The organism is Variovorax sp. GW821-FHT06D12 (assembly GCF_059419205.1).
This window is the reverse complement of sequence record NZ_JBWKRI010000008.1, coordinates 291990-307566: the sequence shown is the minus strand read 5'-3', so window position 1 is coordinate 307566 and position 15577 is coordinate 291990. Positions and strand designations below refer to the sequence as shown.

19 protein-coding genes are annotated in these 15577 nt (G+C 69.9%); 8 read left to right on the top strand and 11 right to left on the bottom strand.

All coding sequences use genetic code 11. The annotated features are described in order from the left end of the window. Positions 1 to 369: 369 nt before the first annotated feature. From AC07SQ_RS24530 to AC07SQ_RS24520, 3 genes are all read left to right on the top strand, one after another. Positions 370 to 1023 (top strand): hypothetical protein, encoded by a 654-nt coding sequence (locus AC07SQ_RS24530; RefSeq protein WP_495271470.1) that lies wholly within the window; start codon positions 370 to 372, stop codon positions 1021 to 1023. A 158-nt stretch (positions 1024 to 1181) separates the two neighbouring features. Next, complete coding sequence (locus tag AC07SQ_RS24525) at positions 1182 to 1892, top strand: Crp/Fnr family transcriptional regulator (protein ID WP_095745057.1); 711 nt, start codon at positions 1182 to 1184, stop codon at positions 1890 to 1892. 46 nt (positions 1893 to 1938) lie between these two features. Then, on the top strand, positions 1939 to 2673 hold the full coding sequence (locus tag AC07SQ_RS24520; protein WP_495271471.1) for an AP2 domain-containing protein: 735 nt from the start codon (positions 1939 to 1941) through the stop codon (positions 2671 to 2673). 91 nt (positions 2674 to 2764) lie between these two features. Here the strand turns inward: AC07SQ_RS24520 and AC07SQ_RS24515 are convergent, their stop codons facing one another. The 9 genes from AC07SQ_RS24515 to AC07SQ_RS24475 all read right to left on the bottom strand — a co-directional run bounded on the left by AC07SQ_RS24515 (position 2765) and on the right by AC07SQ_RS24475 (position 9965). After that, a complete protein-coding gene (locus tag AC07SQ_RS24515; RefSeq protein WP_447743699.1) occupies positions 2765 to 2890 on the bottom strand; it encodes a hypothetical protein in 126 nt (41 codons plus the stop codon). A 229-nt stretch (positions 2891 to 3119) separates the two neighbouring features. Further along, positions 3120 to 3731 carry an alkylhydroperoxidase domain protein gene (locus tag AC07SQ_RS24510; protein ID WP_495271472.1) on the bottom strand — a complete coding sequence of 204 codons (612 nt, stop codon included), beginning with the start codon at positions 3729 to 3731 and terminating at the stop codon, positions 3120 to 3122. A gap of 7 nt (positions 3732 to 3738) precedes the next feature. Continuing rightward, positions 3739 to 4362, bottom strand: coding sequence for a CMD domain protein (locus AC07SQ_RS24505; RefSeq protein ID WP_495271473.1), 624 nt, complete (start codon positions 4360 to 4362; stop codon positions 3739 to 3741). Positions 4363 to 4374: 12 nt separating this feature from the next. Further along, entirely contained in the window at positions 4375 to 5445 is a 1071-nt protein-coding gene (locus tag AC07SQ_RS24500) for a putative FMN-dependent luciferase-like monooxygenase (protein WP_495271474.1), read from the bottom strand. A gap of 104 nt (positions 5446 to 5549) precedes the next feature. Then, positions 5550 to 6119: a hypothetical protein gene (locus AC07SQ_RS24495; RefSeq protein WP_495271475.1), complete on the bottom strand. Its 570-nt coding sequence runs from the start codon at positions 6117 to 6119 to the stop codon at positions 5550 to 5552. Between the two features lie 38 nt (positions 6120 to 6157). Next, complete coding sequence (locus AC07SQ_RS24490; protein ID WP_495271476.1) at positions 6158 to 6916, bottom strand: DUF899 domain-containing protein; 759 nt, start codon at positions 6914 to 6916, stop codon at positions 6158 to 6160. A 26-nt stretch (positions 6917 to 6942) separates the two neighbouring features. Then, positions 6943 to 7641, bottom strand: a complete 699-nt coding sequence (locus AC07SQ_RS24485; protein ID WP_159272073.1) for a Vgb family protein — start codon at positions 7639 to 7641, stop codon at positions 6943 to 6945. 46 nt (positions 7642 to 7687) lie between these two features. Further along, positions 7688 to 8908: a helix-turn-helix domain-containing protein gene (locus AC07SQ_RS24480; protein ID WP_495271477.1), complete on the bottom strand. Its 1221-nt coding sequence runs from the start codon at positions 8906 to 8908 to the stop codon at positions 7688 to 7690. A gap of 61 nt (positions 8909 to 8969) precedes the next feature. Continuing rightward, complete coding sequence (locus AC07SQ_RS24475) at positions 8970 to 9965, bottom strand: Bug family tripartite tricarboxylate transporter substrate binding protein (protein WP_495271478.1); 996 nt, start codon at positions 9963 to 9965, stop codon at positions 8970 to 8972. A 104-nt stretch (positions 9966 to 10069) separates the two neighbouring features. Between AC07SQ_RS24475 and AC07SQ_RS24470 the strand changes: the two genes are divergently transcribed. Further along, on the top strand, positions 10070 to 10999 hold the full coding sequence (locus AC07SQ_RS24470; protein ID WP_492742149.1) for a LysR family transcriptional regulator: 930 nt from the start codon (positions 10070 to 10072) through the stop codon (positions 10997 to 10999). 17 nt (positions 11000 to 11016) lie between these two features. On the opposite strand, the gene AC07SQ_RS24465 is transcribed toward AC07SQ_RS24470, so the two are convergent. Next, positions 11017 to 12828 carry a sensor histidine kinase gene (locus tag AC07SQ_RS24465; RefSeq protein WP_495271479.1) on the bottom strand — a complete coding sequence of 604 codons (1812 nt, stop codon included), beginning with the start codon at positions 12826 to 12828 and terminating at the stop codon, positions 11017 to 11019. Between the two features lie 47 nt (positions 12829 to 12875). Then, the gene (locus tag AC07SQ_RS24460) at positions 12876 to 13604 is read right to left on the bottom strand and encodes a LuxR C-terminal-related transcriptional regulator (RefSeq protein ID WP_495271480.1); all 729 of its coding nucleotides are present in this window, start codon (positions 13602 to 13604) and stop codon (positions 12876 to 12878) included. A 185-nt stretch (positions 13605 to 13789) separates the two neighbouring features. Here AC07SQ_RS24460 and AC07SQ_RS24455 point away from each other — a divergent pair, with 185 nt between their 5' ends. The 4 genes from AC07SQ_RS24455 to AC07SQ_RS24440 all read left to right on the top strand — a co-directional run bounded on the left by AC07SQ_RS24455 (position 13790) and on the right by AC07SQ_RS24440 (position 15571). Next, positions 13790 to 13996 carry a hypothetical protein gene (locus tag AC07SQ_RS24455; protein WP_095745046.1) on the top strand — a complete coding sequence of 69 codons (207 nt, stop codon included), beginning with the start codon at positions 13790 to 13792 and terminating at the stop codon, positions 13994 to 13996. A 138-nt stretch (positions 13997 to 14134) separates the two neighbouring features. Further along, the gene (locus tag AC07SQ_RS24450; RefSeq protein ID WP_495271481.1) at positions 14135 to 14572 is read left to right on the top strand and encodes a hypothetical protein; all 438 of its coding nucleotides are present in this window, start codon (positions 14135 to 14137) and stop codon (positions 14570 to 14572) included. 59 nt (positions 14573 to 14631) lie between these two features. Then, entirely contained in the window at positions 14632 to 15165 is a 534-nt protein-coding gene (locus AC07SQ_RS24445; RefSeq protein WP_495271482.1) for a nucleoside 2-deoxyribosyltransferase, read from the top strand. Between the two features lie 130 nt (positions 15166 to 15295). Next, positions 15296 to 15571: a hypothetical protein gene (locus AC07SQ_RS24440; RefSeq protein ID WP_095947829.1), complete on the top strand. Its 276-nt coding sequence runs from the start codon at positions 15296 to 15298 to the stop codon at positions 15569 to 15571. The last annotated feature ends 6 nt before the right edge of the window (positions 15572 to 15577 follow it).

Sequence of the window (15577 nt, the reverse complement as noted above, 5' to 3'; positions counted from 1 at the left end):
CTTCCTCCATGCAGCCGGCGCCACGCCAGAAGCCGCGGGTCACGAACGGGAACTCCCGATTTTTTCCTGACAGGTCCGCGTGGACCTCGGATAATTTTTACAAACGATAACAGAGATAACAGCCCGGGTGTTCGGGGGGATGGCGCACCGCGCCCACCGGCGCAAGCCACGGTTCCACGCCTTGCCGATCGCCGGTCGGCATGTCGGTCGGGCCCGCTTCGCCCTTCGGCCGGCGCTCGCGGCGGGCAATTGCATCCGGATGTGACTCGCGACACATCCGCGCCGCGAAAGCGAATGTCAAAGAAGGGCGCGATTCGTAGCATTCCTTCGGATCGAACGTCAACCGGAACTCTCTCTACTGGGGATGAAATGGCTGCCTTGTTTTTCACGGAACTCGAACCTTTCGGCACGCGATGGCGCGCAGCGCTGGCGTCCTGCCTGCCAGCGCTGCGCCGCGACGCCGAAGTGGTGCGGCCTGCTTCTCCCCCGCCGCCGGCGGACCGGGTGTGTGCGCTGGTCTTCATCGCCAACCTGGCGCAACTGGCCGACACCGACGGCCCGGAGGTGGCGGCGGGCGTGAGCCGCGAGATCCGGCGTCGGCTCTTCGCGGCCTTCCCGCCGTCGGGCGACACCGACCTGAGCTGCCTGCGCGACGACTGCTTTCTGCTGCGAACCCGCCACGCGCGGCTGGACGACCTGCTGGCCGCGCTCGGGCGCGAGCCGATCCTCGTCAAGGGCATCGCCGCGCAGCCGCAGCTGCATGCCGACTGGATCGCCCTGCGCGACAGCGGGCCGATGAGCCCAGCCGAAATCGAACTGGCGCTGTGGGCCGCACAACCGCATCCCGCGCCCACGGCCAGGGCGCGGCCTGCGAGCGACGTCGTGGTGGACGACATCGAACACGTGTACGACCTGCGCATCGCGCGGCAGGGAGATGCCCTGTGGCTGCGCGAGCGCTGTCTGCGAGGTGCCGAGGAACGGGCCCGGATCGACACGCTGTTCGCGCAGCTCCAGCCCGGCTGAGATGGCCTTGCCGCCTTCAGCCCATCGCAGCCCGGCCCGGCGAAGGGGCGCCCGATGGCGAGTCGCCCCGGGGGCGCCGCACCGTCCTGTTCCTTGACCGCCGCCCGTGGATTCGCCCATGAGAACGAACCGCCGATGGTCTCGCAACCCCCTTGGCCATGTATCTCCATCCCCTGATCGCCAGCGTGCCGCCCGACGAGCGCGCCGCCTTGATTCGCAGCAGCGCGCTGCATTCCTACCGGCGCAACGAGATCGTGCTGCAGGCGGACACGCACACCGACCGCATCTACTGCGTGGCCACGGGCCTGCTGCGCGCGGTCGACAGGGACGTGACGACCGATTTCATCCGCCGGGGCGATTTCTTCCTCGGCCCCTCGCTGGGCGAGAACAGCTACCAGGCCACCTCGACGCTGGTGGCCGCCCTGCCCTCGTCGGTCTACCACCTGCCGGTGGCCGCGGTGCGCCGGCTGTGCGCGCTGTACCCCGAGGTGACCATGGGCCTGCTGGAGATCGCGATGAAACGCGTCGCCATGGTGCGCGGCCAGCTGCGCCGCATCTCGTCGCTGTCGTCCGAAAGCCTCGTGAGCCGCGTGCTGCACGAGCTGACGCAGCTGGCGCCGGCCGCCACGGGCGGCTACGACAAGCGCATCACCCAGGCGGTGATCGCGTCGTACTCGGGGCTCTCGCGCGAGGTCGTCAACAAGACCATGCGCGACATGGAAAGCCGCGGGCTGGTGCGCCGCGACGACCAGGGCGTGCACGTGCCGCCGACCTTCGCCTCGACCGATTTCGGCAGCCTGCCGCCGGACGCCCACGAGCTCTCCGACGAGCTCTGTGCCTGGAACGGCGACAGCCCCGAAGCGCCATGACGCGCCGCCTTCACCGGCCCTGACTGCAACAAGGACAGCACCGACGATGCCCAAAGGAATTCCGAACCCCGTCGACATGTATGGCATTTCTCCCCGCCCGTGGGGCTTCGAGGTGTCGCTCGTGCGAAACGGCGTGCGCTACGCGCGCCTCTTCGGCCACGCCAGCTACGGCGGCCCCCAGCAGGCGCTGCGACGCGCCCAGGCCTGGCGCGACACCATCGTGAAGGAGCATCCGCCGGTCGCGCGCAAGGACCGCGCGCAGACCCTGCGCAGCAACAACAAGACGGGCGAGCCCGGCGTCTTCAGCCGCTTGTCCGCGCAAGGCAAGCCGGTGGCCTGGCTGGCCAAGACCTACCTCGGCAACGAGGAAATCCTGCGCGCCGAATTCGACCTCGCCGACTGGGGCCCTGCGGCCCGCGCGCATGCCATCGGCGAGCGGCAACGCCAGCTCGGCCGCATGGTCGGCCTCGCGCGGCTGCACCCCGCCGAAGAAGCCATCCGCCGGCGCCCGCCGCCCGACGACGAAGCGGCGCTGCCGCCCAAGCGCTCGAAATCGGAGATCGTGCGGCGCAACAACACGAGCGGCGTCAGCGGCGTGCAGTTCAAGACGCCGCGCACGGGTCATCCCGGGTACTGGGTGGCGATCACCTACACGGCGGGCAAGGGCAGCGTGAGCCGCTCGTTCTCGGTGCGCACGCTCGGCTACGAGGTGGCGCGCGACATGGCGATTGCCGAACGCCAGCAGCAGTTGCAGGCGAAGACGTCGGACGACGACGCCTGAGCGCCAGCAGCGTCCTGGCGAGGATTTGCAACGCCGCCCTGGCGTGAAAAGCGCGATTTCATGCCCAGTTATTTGCGGGACACCACACCAGCTAGCGCTGGTTCTGTTGCTCGCTCCTGTGCGCGATGACCGCGTCGCGCACCGCGCGCTTCGGCGCCAGCTGCGGCTTGCCGCAACTGCTGCAGCGATAGAAGCGCAGGCCGGGCAGGAACTTCATCCACGGCCGGCGGTGGATGCGCTCCAGACCGGCCAGTCCGCATCGGCAGCGGAGGAAGGGATTGCCGAAAGACGGTCCGGGCGCGGGCGCGCGGCCGTGGCGTGTCGTTGCGTACCCAGGAGCGTCGGTGTGCATGCGGGTCATCGTGCCGACCCACGGGCACGCCGCGCGCCCGACTGTGATCCCGCTCACTTGCCGCCGCAACAAATCTGCGCGCGGCCGCGCGGGCCTACGTGGCAGCAGGCGCCTGCGGTTCGCCCAGCGAGAGCATCAGACGGTTGGCCCAGTTGAAGAAGGCCGCGCCGTGCACGACGTCGGCAATCGCCAGGTCGTCCAGCCCCTGCGCGCGCAAGGCGTCGACGTGCGCAGACCCGAAGGTCGACGGCGTGGCCGACAGCGCGACCGACGCCTGCACGATCGCATTCCAGCGCGCGCCCAGGTCGGCCTGCCCGCCCTCGTCGAGCAGGCGCTGCACGTCGTCCGTGCGCTGCGAGAAATGCGAGGCGAAACGCGCGTGCACCGAGGCGCAGTAGATGCAGCCGTTGAAGCGCGAAGCCGCGGCGGCCGAGAGCTCGCGCTCGGCGCGCGGCAGGCCGGCATCGGGGTTGTAGAAGATGTCCTTGTCGGTGCGCGTGCGCGCGCCGAGGATGTCCGGGTCGCGCGCCAGCAGGCGGAAGTACGGAGACTTGGCGCGCGAGGCGTCGACGAGGCCCGCGTAGTGGCGCTCGGTCAGCTCGTCTTCCGGCAGCGGTTCAAGCCAGGGCAGCCATTCGAGCTGCGCCTGCGTGAAGCTGCGCGGGTGCGTGTTGTGGGGATGGGTCAGGGTCGAATCGGTGCTCATGGGGCGCTCATGCAGAAGGGGTGGCCAGCGCGCGCAGGCCGATGACGACGCGGATCTGGAATGCGAGGAACGCCACCAGCTGCGACAAGGTGACGATCTCGGTGGTGCGCCATCCCGCGTCGAGCAGCGCCTGCAGCGCGGCCGGGCTGGCGTCGCGCGGGTGGAAGACGAGCAGGTGCGCATGCGCGAGGCCGGCCGACAGCCGTTCGCCCAGCACCGCGCGCTGCGCCGCATCGACGGCGTAGACCGGGCCAGCCACGTCCTCCACGCTCAGCGGACCTTCCGGATAACGGCCATACGGCCCTTGCGTGGCACCGCGTGCAACCTCGGCCTCGATGGCCTTTACCACGCCCTGCCCCGCCAAGGCCTCGGTATAGAAGCGCGCCACCTCGGGTTGCCCGTGCAATCCGGCGACGAAGGCCGCGACGGCGAAACGGTCTGCGATCTCGAAGTGGCCGGCCACGGGCTCGGCCGGCGCGAACAGCGCCAGGTAGCTCTGCTGCGCCTGCGTGCGCGCCTGCTCGCGCTGCGCACGCAGCCGGTCGAGCGCGCTGCCGGGCGCGATACCCACCAGCTGGTCGATCACGTCGACAGCCTCGGGAGCGGGAAAAGAAGAGACAACGGCATTCATGGAAACAACAGCCTAGAGAAGCGCAAGCGATTGAAGGTCCGGCACGCCCGTATCGCGCGCCCAGCCCAAGGCGGGTGCGACGACCGTGGCGGTCAGTTCGATGGAACGCAGGATGGCCGCATGCGGCGGATCGACCGAATGCACCTGGCACACGAGGTCGGTCACGCGCGCGAGCGTGCGGTCGGCGCGCAGCGAGGCGATCACGTCGTCGGGCGAACCGACATGCACGTCGTACGCGGCGATCAGCTGCTCGAGCGGCGCATCGGCGCGGACGCGGTCGGCCAAACCGATCTGCCCCGTGGCGGCGGCTTGCACCACCGCGCGGCGCAGCCCGGTCTCGGCCAGGCGCAGCGCTTCCTTGCGGGTGTCCGCCACGAACACGCTGCGCGAACCCACGATGCGCGGCGTGCGCCCCGGCGGCAGCGCCGCCAGGTAGGCGTCGATGATCGGGTCCTGCAGGTCGGCCAGCGATGCATCGGGCGCCTGCGCCGTGCGCGGCTGCGTGCGCGAAAGCATCAGCCCGTCGCCGGCCGTGCCCGCACGCGTGCCGCCGCTCACCGAGAACGTGGCCTGCCAGAGCCGGCCGAGCAGCTGCGCGCCCGCCGGGTACAGCGTGTCGCCGCCGGGCAGCGGCCGGCCGGCCCAGGCGTCGCGCACCGTGGCGAGCTGCCGTTCGAACAGCGCCGCGCGGTCGTCGCTGTCCAGCCCGAAGGCGGCGAAGGACGCCGGCGTGCCGCCCGTGCCGACGCCCACTTCGAGCCGGCCGCCCGAGAGCAGGTCCAGCACGATCGCGTCTTCGGCCGTGCGCACCGCGTTCTCCAGCGGCAGCGTGACGATGCCCGTGCCCAGGCGGATGCGCCGCGTGCGCGAGGCGACGTGGGCGAGGAAGACGAAGGGCGACGGCAAGCCGCCCTCATGCTCATGGAAATGGTGCTGCGCCACCCACGCGGAATCGAAGCCGAAGGCCTCGGCATGGGCGATCTGCGCGGTGACGAGGCGGTAGCGCTCGGCGGCGGGGACATCGTCGAGCAGCCGGCTGAAGAAGCCGAGCCGCTTGCGCGGGGAAGTGAAGGTACCGGGCATCCGAAGGCCTGTGGGGTCGAGAGCCTTCGAGTGTTGCGCCGCAGGCCGCTCGAATGGAACGCCGGTTTTCGCGTTTGCTTATGCGCTTTGCGCGCATCGCGCGTTCAGTGCGGCATCGCAGGTGATCGCCGTGTGAAGCGCCGCAGCCAGCCCACACTCGCCCCGACGCCGACGGCCATCAGCCCGGTGGTGGCCAGCATCGCCGCCGTGTGGAGCGCGACGGCCGCGAGCGCCGGCACGAGCGAGTCACTCATCGAGCCCTTCGCTGCATCGCCCATGCACAGCGGGATCAGCGCCGGCACCAGCATCAGCCCGGCACCGTGCGCGGTGGACATCATGAAAGACCACAGCGCCAGCCCCGCATGACCCGCCGGCGCACGCGCCACGGCGGGCAGGCGCCCCGACAGGTGCACGAGCGCGACCGCCGCGATCAGCCCGCCGGCCAGCCACTGCAACAGGCCCCGGTCCATCGACAGGCCGAAGGCCACCGCAACGACCACGAGCGCCACCGAGGCGACATGCCCGACGCCGATCGGCCACAGCGCCCGCAGCGCCTGCGCCCGGTCGTGCGAACGCAGGCCCCAGGCGGCGGCGAACATCCAGCCGGTGGTGGGGTTCAGGCCGTGCAGGACGCCCATTCCCGCCACCGCCAGCCAGGGCCAGAGGCTTGCCATGGTGCGGACCGATCGACACGCCGGGTCGCGCGTTTTTCTTAGGACTGCGCGTGGCAGCAACCACCCGTCGCCGCAACGGGCGCGGGCTCGTAGCGGTCGTGGTGACGGATCCAGTCCATCGCGTAGGACGGGTTGTGCTCGTCGCGGCCCTTGGGCACGAGGTCGAGCATGTTGTAGGTGCCCATCATCACTTCCACGCCGCGGCCGTAGGTCGAGTAGGTGTGGAACACGTCGCCGGCGTCGTCCTTGAAGAACACGCTGACGCCGGGCGCTTCCTCGCTCGGGAACGGCTGCTTCACGTAGTTGTAGGCGACCGCGCCGCTGGCCATTTCGTTGGGCGTGAAGCTCACGCCGAAATCGTGGTTGAAGTCGTTGTCGTGCGACGAGACCCAGGTGAACTGCCAGCCCATGCGACGGCGGAAAGCCTCGATGCGGGCCAGCGGCGCGCGCGAGACGGCCACCAGCGTGACGTCGCGGTGCGCGAGGTGCACGCGCATCCCGTCGGAATGGTCGGCCATGAACGAGCAGCTCTGGCAGCCCTGCTCCCAGTCGGGGCCGAACATGAAGTGCTGCACCAGCAACTGGCGGCGGCCTTCGAACAGGTCGGCGAGCGGGCGGCGGCCCTGGGGCGTGTCGAAGACGTAGGCCTTCTCGACGCGGGTCCACGGCAGCGCGCGGCGCTCTTCGGCGATGCGGTCGCGCAGCTGGGTCAGCTCCTTCTCGCGCGCCAGCAGCGATTTGCGCGCGTCGATCCAGCGCTCGGGGGTCACGACGGTGTGATTCATTGGGGTGTTCATGGTGTGCTCCTTGGCTTGCGTGTCGTTCAGGCCGTGGCCGTCTTCGGGCGCCGCACCGCGCGGACCTTGCTGGCCCGGCCGTCGCCGGCGTAGAAAAGCCCCGCGCCATCCGACTCGAGGCCGCTCACACCGACGCCGCTGGGCATTTCCAGCCGCGCGATCACGTCGCCGCTGGCGGGGTCGATGCGGCGGATGTCGCTCTGGTCGCCTTCCCAGGTGCCGTGCCAGAGTTCGCCGTCGACCCAGGTGACGCCGGTGACGAAGCGGTTCGATTCGATGGTGCGGCGGATCGCGCCGGTCGCCGGGTCGATCTGGTGGATCTTGCGGTCGCGGTACTCGCCCACCCAGAGGCTGCCTTCGGCCCAGGTGAGGCCCGAGTCGGAGCCGTTGCCGGGCGCGGGAATCGAGGCCAGCACCTTGCCGGTGGCGGCATCGATCTTGTCGATGCGCGCCTCGACGATCTGATAGAAGCAGGTGCCGTCGAAGGCGGTGCCGGCGTCGCAGGCGACGTCGATGCGGCGCGTGGCTTCGCCGCTCGCGGGGTCGAAGGCGACCAGTTGCCCGCCGGTGGCGGCCCACACCTGGTGGCCGTCGTGCGTCACGCCGTGGATGCGCTCCACGCCTTCGAACGGTCCGTATTCGCGCACGATCTGCGCGGCCTGCACCGCGCCTTCGAAACGGTCCTTGCCTGCCTTCTTGCTCTGACTGCTGTTGCTGCTGCTCATGGTGGGCTCCTGTAGGTGCGCCACGGGGTAGCGCATGAGCCCGACTCTATTCAATCGGCAGCGCGGCGGGGAGTAACAAGATCGTCGTGAATCCCGCCAGCGGCGGGGCCAGCCAGCGGCGCGCCCTGGCCTGCCCGATGGCGCGCACGCGCCGCTGCGCCTCGAGCTCGGCCAGCGCGCGCTGCACCGTGCGCTGGCTCGCGCCCAAGGCCAGTGCGAGGGCCGAGGTCGACCAGGCCGCGCCGTCGGACAGCAGCGCCACCAGCGAAGCCTGTTCGCCGTCGATGGGCGGTGCCAGCACCACCACCGGACGCGCATCCAGAGGCTGGAGGATGAAGCCCTGCGGCGTGGCCTCGATACGCGCCATCGGCTTGACGAGCGCGCGCAGCCGGCCGATCTCGACGCGCAGCCGCGCGCGGTGCGTTTCGTCGGGGTCGCGGGTGCGGAAGGCGTCGGCGATCAGCGCGTCGCGGTCGACATCGCCGGGCCAGGCCGCGGCCATCGCACGCGCCAGCGAGAACAGCACGGGCCGGCGTGCGAGCGAACGCCAGGTGTCGCCGCCTCCGACACCGCGGCGGCAGGCATCGACGACGAGCGCATCGGACGCGAGCAGCGCCTCGACCTCATCGAGGCGCAGGGCCTGTTCACCGCCGGCAGCGATGCGCCGGGCGGCGGGACGTTCGAGCGCGGCGCGCGCTTCCGCCACCTCGGCCAGCAGCGCCGGCACGCGCGCACGCAGGGCCGCGTCATGCGCGCGGGTGAGTGCCGCCCGTGCCGTACCGGTGCGCAGCGAACGCATTGCGAGTTCCGCCGATGCCAGCTCGGCCACCGCCGCCAGCAACGGCGGCAGGCTGTGCCCGTCGAGCAGCGACAGCGCGGCGGCGGCCTCGTCGAGCCGGCCGAGCAACAGCAACCGGCGTGCCGCGATGAGCCGCGCCTGCAGCGCATTGACCAGGTCGTCGCGCGCCTCGAGCGTGGCCGCCGCCGCGGTCAGCGCGCGCGGCGAGCCGCCCAGGTCGCGCATCGCCAGTGCCACCTCGGCCTCGGCGACGACGCAACGTGCGCGCGCCAGCTCTTCGTGCGCCCCGAAGCCGCTCGCGGCGCGCCGCAGCAGTTCGCGTGCACGCGGGTGCTCGCCGAGCTGGGCCATCGCGATGCCGCGCAGCGCAAGCGCCGGCGGGTCGTCGCGCAGGGCCACGCGCTTGAGGGCACCCAGCGCGTCGCCGGCAGCGAGCGCGCGCGCGGAGGCGGCGATGAGGGAATCCATGGGGCGACAGGCTACAACACCGCCGGTGCGCCGCGGCCCGACTCATCGCGAGGTGGCGTCTTCAGTCCAGCGAGATGCCGCGCTCACGGATCAGCGCGTGCCACTTCTTGGTCTCGGCGAAGGCATAGGTCTTCATCAACACGCTGTCGCTCGGCACCGGCTCCCACCCGCCTTCCTGCAGCCGCTTGCGCACGCCCTCGTTGGCCAGCGCGGCCTGCATCTCCTTGGAAAGGCGCTCCTGGATGGCGGCCGGCGTGCTGGCCGGCACCACCAGCCCTTGCCACGCGTAAGCTTCCGAATCCTTGAAGCCCTGTTCGCCCACCGTGGGCACGGCGGGAAGGATCGGCAGGCGCTTGGCGCTGAACGCCATCAGCGGAATGACCTTCCCTGCCTGGATGGCGCTGAGCCCCGAGGAGGTATCGACGACCATCAGCGGCACCTGTCCGCCCATCACGTCCTGCAGCGCAGGCGCGGCGCCGCGGTACGGCACATGCATCGTCGACAGGCCGCTGCGGCTCAGGAACAGTTCCATCGCCAGGTGGTGCGGGCTGCCGTTGCCCGGCGAGGCGTACGACAGCGTGCCCGGCTTGCTCTTGAGCTGCTCCATCAGGGCGCCGATGGTCTTGAGGTTCGTCGACGGTGCCGCCACGAGCACGAGGGGCGTGCGCGCCATCAGGCCGAGCATCGCGAAGTCGCGGTCGACGGCATAGGGCAGCTTCTTGTAGAGCGCGGGGTTGTACACCAGCACACCGTTGTCGGCCGTGAACACGGTGTAGCCGTCGCCGGGCGACCGGGCCGTGACCTCGGCGCCGATGATGGCGCCAGCACCGGCGCGGTTGTCGACGATCACCGGCTGGCCGGCCTGGACCGACATCTGCGCGCCGATGGTGCGGGCCAGGAAGTCACTGCCGCCACCGGCGGGGTAGCCGACGATCCACTTGATCGGCTTGGACGGAAAGGCCTGCGCCTGCGCTTGCGCGGGAGCCCCCGCGAAAGCAAATGCAGCGGCCACGAGCGAAAGAAAACCGCGGCGCGCAAGGCGATGAGAAACGGGCATGAACGATGTCTCCTGGCAGTGGTTGTTGTGATGGCGCTGCGATTGGATGCGAGCTTCATTCATGGTTCAATCAGATATTTCTTTCCCACTTATCGGACAAACCGATGAATGTCACGCTGCGCCAATTGCGCGCCTTCATCGCGGTGGCCCGCGCCGGCAGCGTGACCGAGGCCGCCCTGCGGCTGCACATCACGCAGTCGGCGCTGAGCGGCCTCATCAAGGACCTGGAGTCGAACCTGGGCGTGCAGATGCTTCACCGCACGACGCGCAAGCTGCAGCTGTCCAGCGCAGGCGAAGTGTTCCTGCCGATGGCCGAACGCATCCTCCAGGACCTGGGCATGGCGCTCGATGCGGTGTCCGACCTGCGCGAGCTGCGCACCGGCACCGTGCGCATCGCAGTGCCGCAGGTGATGGCGTGCACGGTCATGCCGGAAATCATGGCGGCCTTCGCCCGCAAGTACCCCGGCATCCGCGTGCGATTGCAGGACTCGATGGTCGAAAGCGTGCTGGGCCGGCTCATCAACGGCGACGTCGACCTGGCCATCGGCCCCGAGCGCGACGCGCCCGCCAACGTGGTGGCGCGCACGCTGTTCACCCTGCCCTTCCTCGCGGTGCTGCCCCCGGGGCATCCGCTCACCAAAAAGCAAAGGGTCGCCTGGAGCGACCTGGTCCGCTACCCCGTGATCTCGCTGCAGGGCGAATACACGCAGCTGCTCAGCGCCGAGCTCTATGCGTCGCCGGGCCGGCTGGAGTTCAGCCCGACGCATGAAGTCGCCTTCCTGACCACGGCGCTGAGCATGGTCGAGCACGGCCTGGGCGTGACCACCTGCCTGCCGTATGCGGGCGAGCTGCTGCAGCGTCAGCAGCTCGAATTCCGCCCCCTCGTCACGCCCGTGCTCAGCCGCAAGTTCCAGGTGTGGCTGAACAAGGACCGGGGACTCTCGCCGTCGGCGCAGGAGTTTCTCGACTTCCTGCTGCAGCACATCGAAGACCATCCGGCGCCCGAGGTGCGCGCGTTCCGCAAGGCGCGCTGATCACGCGCCAGCGGGACTCAGCTGCTGCCAGCGCCTGCCACGGGTGCCTGCACCCTCGCCGCCAACCGCGTGCCGCCATCGCCCGCATCGATCTGCAGCGTGCCGCCGATGCGGGCCATGCGCGCCTGCATGCTGCGCAGGCCCAGTCCGCCGATCGATGAGGCCATGGCCACCGCATCGAAGCCCACGCCGTCGTCCTCGACGCTCAGCAGCACGCCCGCCTCGCCGTCGGCCATCAGCTGCACGCGCAGGGTGCGCGCACGGCTGTGCTTCACCACGTTGGCCAGCGCCTCCTCGAGCAGGCGCGTAAGGCCCAGCACCTGGCGCGCGGACAGCGCACAGGGCCAGGCCGCGGGCGTCTGCCAGTGGCTGCGCACGCCCATCTCCTCGAACAGGCGGCCGAAGCGGTGGCGCATCGGCGCCAGCCATTGCGTGGGCGTGGCGGCCACCGGGGCCGCGCCGCCACTGTGGGTGTCGATGATCTGGCGCAGGTCGTCGCGCAGCGACTTGAACATCGACAGGTACTGCGGCCGCTGCAGCGCCTCGCCCGACTGTTCCACCAGCGCGATCGAGCGCACCAGCGAACTGCCCAGGCCGTCGTGCAGGTCGTGCGCCACGCTCAGGCGCTCGTGCAGCCGCACGTTGTCGAGTTCGAGCTGGTGTTCGCGGCTGAGCGTGTCGGCCAGCTCGGTGCGTGCCCCGCGCACTTCGCGCGCCAGCTCGTCGTTGAAACTTTCGACACGGCGCAGGCTGCGCGTGAAGCCACCCGCCAGGATCAGCGACATGCCGATCATGATCAGCGGCGCCGTGACCACGGTGTAGCCGAAGCGGTCGTCGATGACGCGCAGGATCATCAGCGCGTCGTGCACCGCGGCCACCAGGAAGCCGAAGGCGCACAGGGCCAGCAGCAGGTGCTCGGTCTTCTTCGTGTCGAGTGCGCGCAGGATGAACTGCACGCACACGGCCATGAAGAGCAGCGAATACACGATGAACACCGCCAGCGTCGCGACCGACAGCGCGGGCTGCGGCAGCAGTGCGATCGCCGCCACGGCCAGCGCGGCCATCGTCCACAGCGCGCGGCTCAAGCGCGGAAAGCGCTGGCCGCCGAAGTGCCACATGAACATGCAGAAGCAGCTCACGTACAGGACCATCCAGGCCGTGATCCAGCGCGACCAGGCGTCGGTGGAGGCGAACGGCCACGGCAAGGTGCTGACCACGGTGTTGCTCGCGAACACCAGCCAGGCAATGGCGCTGAGCGCGTACCAGCCGTAGGCAACCTCCTGCCGGCGCATGACCCACAGCACGAGGAAGAAACAGCCCAGCGTGATCGAGATGACGAGGTTGACCGCGGGCAGCACGCGCGCGAACAGGCGGCGTTCATCGTGGTACGCCACCGCCGCGTCCGCCGTGCCGAGCACCACGCGGCCCAGCCCCGAGCCGTACATGCTGCCGCCCACCACCTGCACCCACAGCGTGTTGGTGCCGGGGTTCAACGCGGCGGCCGGCAGGAAGAAGACGCGCGGCGTGTTCCAGCTGCGGCTCAGCGGCTCGACCAGGCTGGCGTCGCGCCAGAGCAGGTTGTCGTTCAGCGAGATCGCTCCGGCCATGCTCAGGTAATCGAAGGCCACGCCCAGCTGCGGCGCGTCGTCGCGACCGGCGCAGGGGCGCTGCCAGTCGATGCGGTACCACACGATGCCTTCGAAGCCGGGCCAGCGCGTGGCCCAGTGGTCGGGCAGCGACACCGGCTGCCAGCCGTCGATGGGCGGCGGTGCTTCAGGCCCCGCGCCGGCGGCGGCGCGCACGGCCCGCACGCTGTCGATGTGCGGCACGCACGCCTCGACCGCCGCAGCTGCGTGCGCGAACAACCACCACAGGCTCAGGCCAGCAAGCCACGCGAACGCGCTGCGAAAACGGCGCGCGTGCGCGAGGAAACGGTGAGCTTGCGGTAGATGTTCTTGATGTGGCATTCGACGGTGTGCCGCGACAGGAAGATCTGCTCGGCTATCTCGCGGTTGGTCAAGCCTTCGGCAACCAGCTGGAGGATCTGCAGCTCGCGCGAGGTCAGCACATCTTCGCCGACGCGCCCCGGCGTGGCCGGCGGCGCCTGCGTCAGGTCAAGGATGCGGCGCGCAATGAACGGATCGATCGGCGCCCCGCCGCGCAGCACGCTGCGGATCGACAGCAGCAGCTCCAGGTCGTCGCGCTCCTTGAGCACGTAGCCGGTGGCGCCGGCGCGCAGCGCGTTGAGGATCAGGTCGTCGGTGCTCCAGGCGGAGATCACGAGGATGCCGGGGCCATCGTCGGCGTTCATTGCCGCACCGGTCGGCGCGCTCATCTGCGCGATCAGTTCCACGCCGTTGCCGTCGGGCAGGCCCAGGTCGACCAGCGCGAGCGCGAACGACTGGCGCGCGAGTTCGATGCGCGCATCGGCCAGCGTGGCCGCGAGCACCAGCACGTCGTTGCCGTAGCCCAGTTGGTTCAGGATGCCGACGATGCGCCGCTGCATCAGCGCGTCGTCCTCGACGATGAGCACGGGCGCCGGCAGGTCGGGGCTGGGCGGCGGCGTCATCGCCGGACCTTCGGGCTGGGGAGAGAAAGCGGACATCAGGACGGTTCGGACAAGGGGGCAAGCATGCCCGAATCATCACCCAGGCTTCGCGCGCGAGGCTGCAGTGTCCCCTCGCGGCGGCGCTGCGGCCATCACCAGATCTGGGGGTTCTGGCGGCGCGGCGCGGCATCGGTCGGCCTTCGCCTACAGACAGGCGCCATGCGAGCGGACATGGTGAGGCCATGACACATCCGATCGAACTCATCATCGACGAGCCGGCTCCCGGATCTTTTGTCTGGCGGCTGCTCGAAACCGACACCGACGGTGCGCATCCCACCGTCCTTCGCTGCGCCTTCGACCCGGTCGAGAGCTACGAGCTCGCCCTGGCCTCGGGACAGCGCGCCCTGCGCAGCGAGATGCGCGCGCAGGCTACAACGGAAGGCCACTGAGCGTCAGCATGCGCTGACGGCGGCTTCGCGAGGCGTCCTACCGCTCTCGCGCCGTCGGTTCCTAGGATGGTTTTCGGGCGCCGGTTCTCTTGCGCTTGTCGCAATGAGGCAACCGCCGGCGCCTTCAAGGAGATGACCATGCAAAGAAAGCTCGTGTGGATGTGCGCCGTTGCCGTGTCCTGTCTCACGGCCGTCTCGGCGCAAGCGCAAGTGAACCCGCCGCCCGCGGCCACGGTCGATCCGGCGGTCGCCGAATACAAGGCGGCCCGCGACAAGATCTCGGCCGACTACAAGACCGACCGCGCCGCGTGCGATCCCATGAAGGACAACGCCAAGGACGTCTGCGTCGAGGAAGCCAAGGGCAAGGAAAAGATCGCCAAGGCCGAGCTCGACCAGAAGATGAAGCCCAGCGACGGCAACGCCCGCAAGTTGGCCGAAGCCAAGGTGGAAGTGACCTACAGCGTCGCCAAGGAAAAATGCGACGACCAGAAGGGCGAAGCCAAGTCGACCTGCGTGAAGCAGGCCAAGGCCGACGAAAGCAAGGGCATGGCCGAAGTCAAGGCGATGAAGAAGTAACCAACCGCGCCGCAGCCCTTCCCGTTGGCGCTGGCCGGGGGCGGTCGCATACTCGACAGATGCCCTCCTCTTCCACGCGTCCACGGGTCTACCTTGCCGGCCCCGACGTGTTCCGGCCCGACGCCGCGCAGTACTTTGCCGCGCTGGCATTGGCCTGCGACGCGCTCGGCATGACGGCCGTGCCGCCGTTCGACGGCAAGGCGGCCGGCCCCGACCCCGCGCGCCGGATCTACGAGGAAAACATGACGCTGCTGCGGTCGGCGGACGGCGTCATTGCCAACCTCGCGCCGTTTCGCGGGCTGGAGCCCGACTCGGGCACGGTGTTCGAGGTCGGCGTGGCCATCGCGCTGGGCCTTCCGGTGGCCGCCTACGGCGTTCCGCCAGGCACCTATGCGCAGCGCGCCGCCACGGCAGGCGTCGTCGGCCGCGACCCGGACGGCAGCCTGCGCGACCCCGAGGGCACGCTGATCGAAGATTTCGGGCTGCCGCTGAACCTCATGCTGGCCTGCTCGGTGCGCTTTGCGGACCTGGCGACCGACGCTTTGCGGGTGCTGGCCGAGGTGCTGGGGTCTGCGCCCGCTCAGCGCCAGTGAGTCGAAATTCGTGAAATAAGTCACGAATCGAAGGCGGGGCATCACCAATTCTGGGGAGCGATCCTCTCGAAGTAAGCCTTTCAGCCTCTTTTTGCGTTGGACATGCCAACGCCCCAAAAAGGAGGCCCGGATGCCCCCCTCAGATCAACAAGCAGTTTTCGAAGCGGCGGGCCGCCTGGGTTCCATGGAGGTCCTGACCACGCAGACCAGCGCCGTCGTCTCGATGCTGCGCGCGCTGTACGCCGCGCACCCCGAGCCGGCCAAGGTCCGCTACCACTTCGACCGGCTGATCGGCCAGCTGCTGACCAGCCCCTACCTCAGCCACGACCCGGATCACGCGCTGATCCTGCAAGACACGGCCGCGACGCTGGTGCGGCCACCGCTCGAATCCGACCCGGTGCGCTGAGCATCG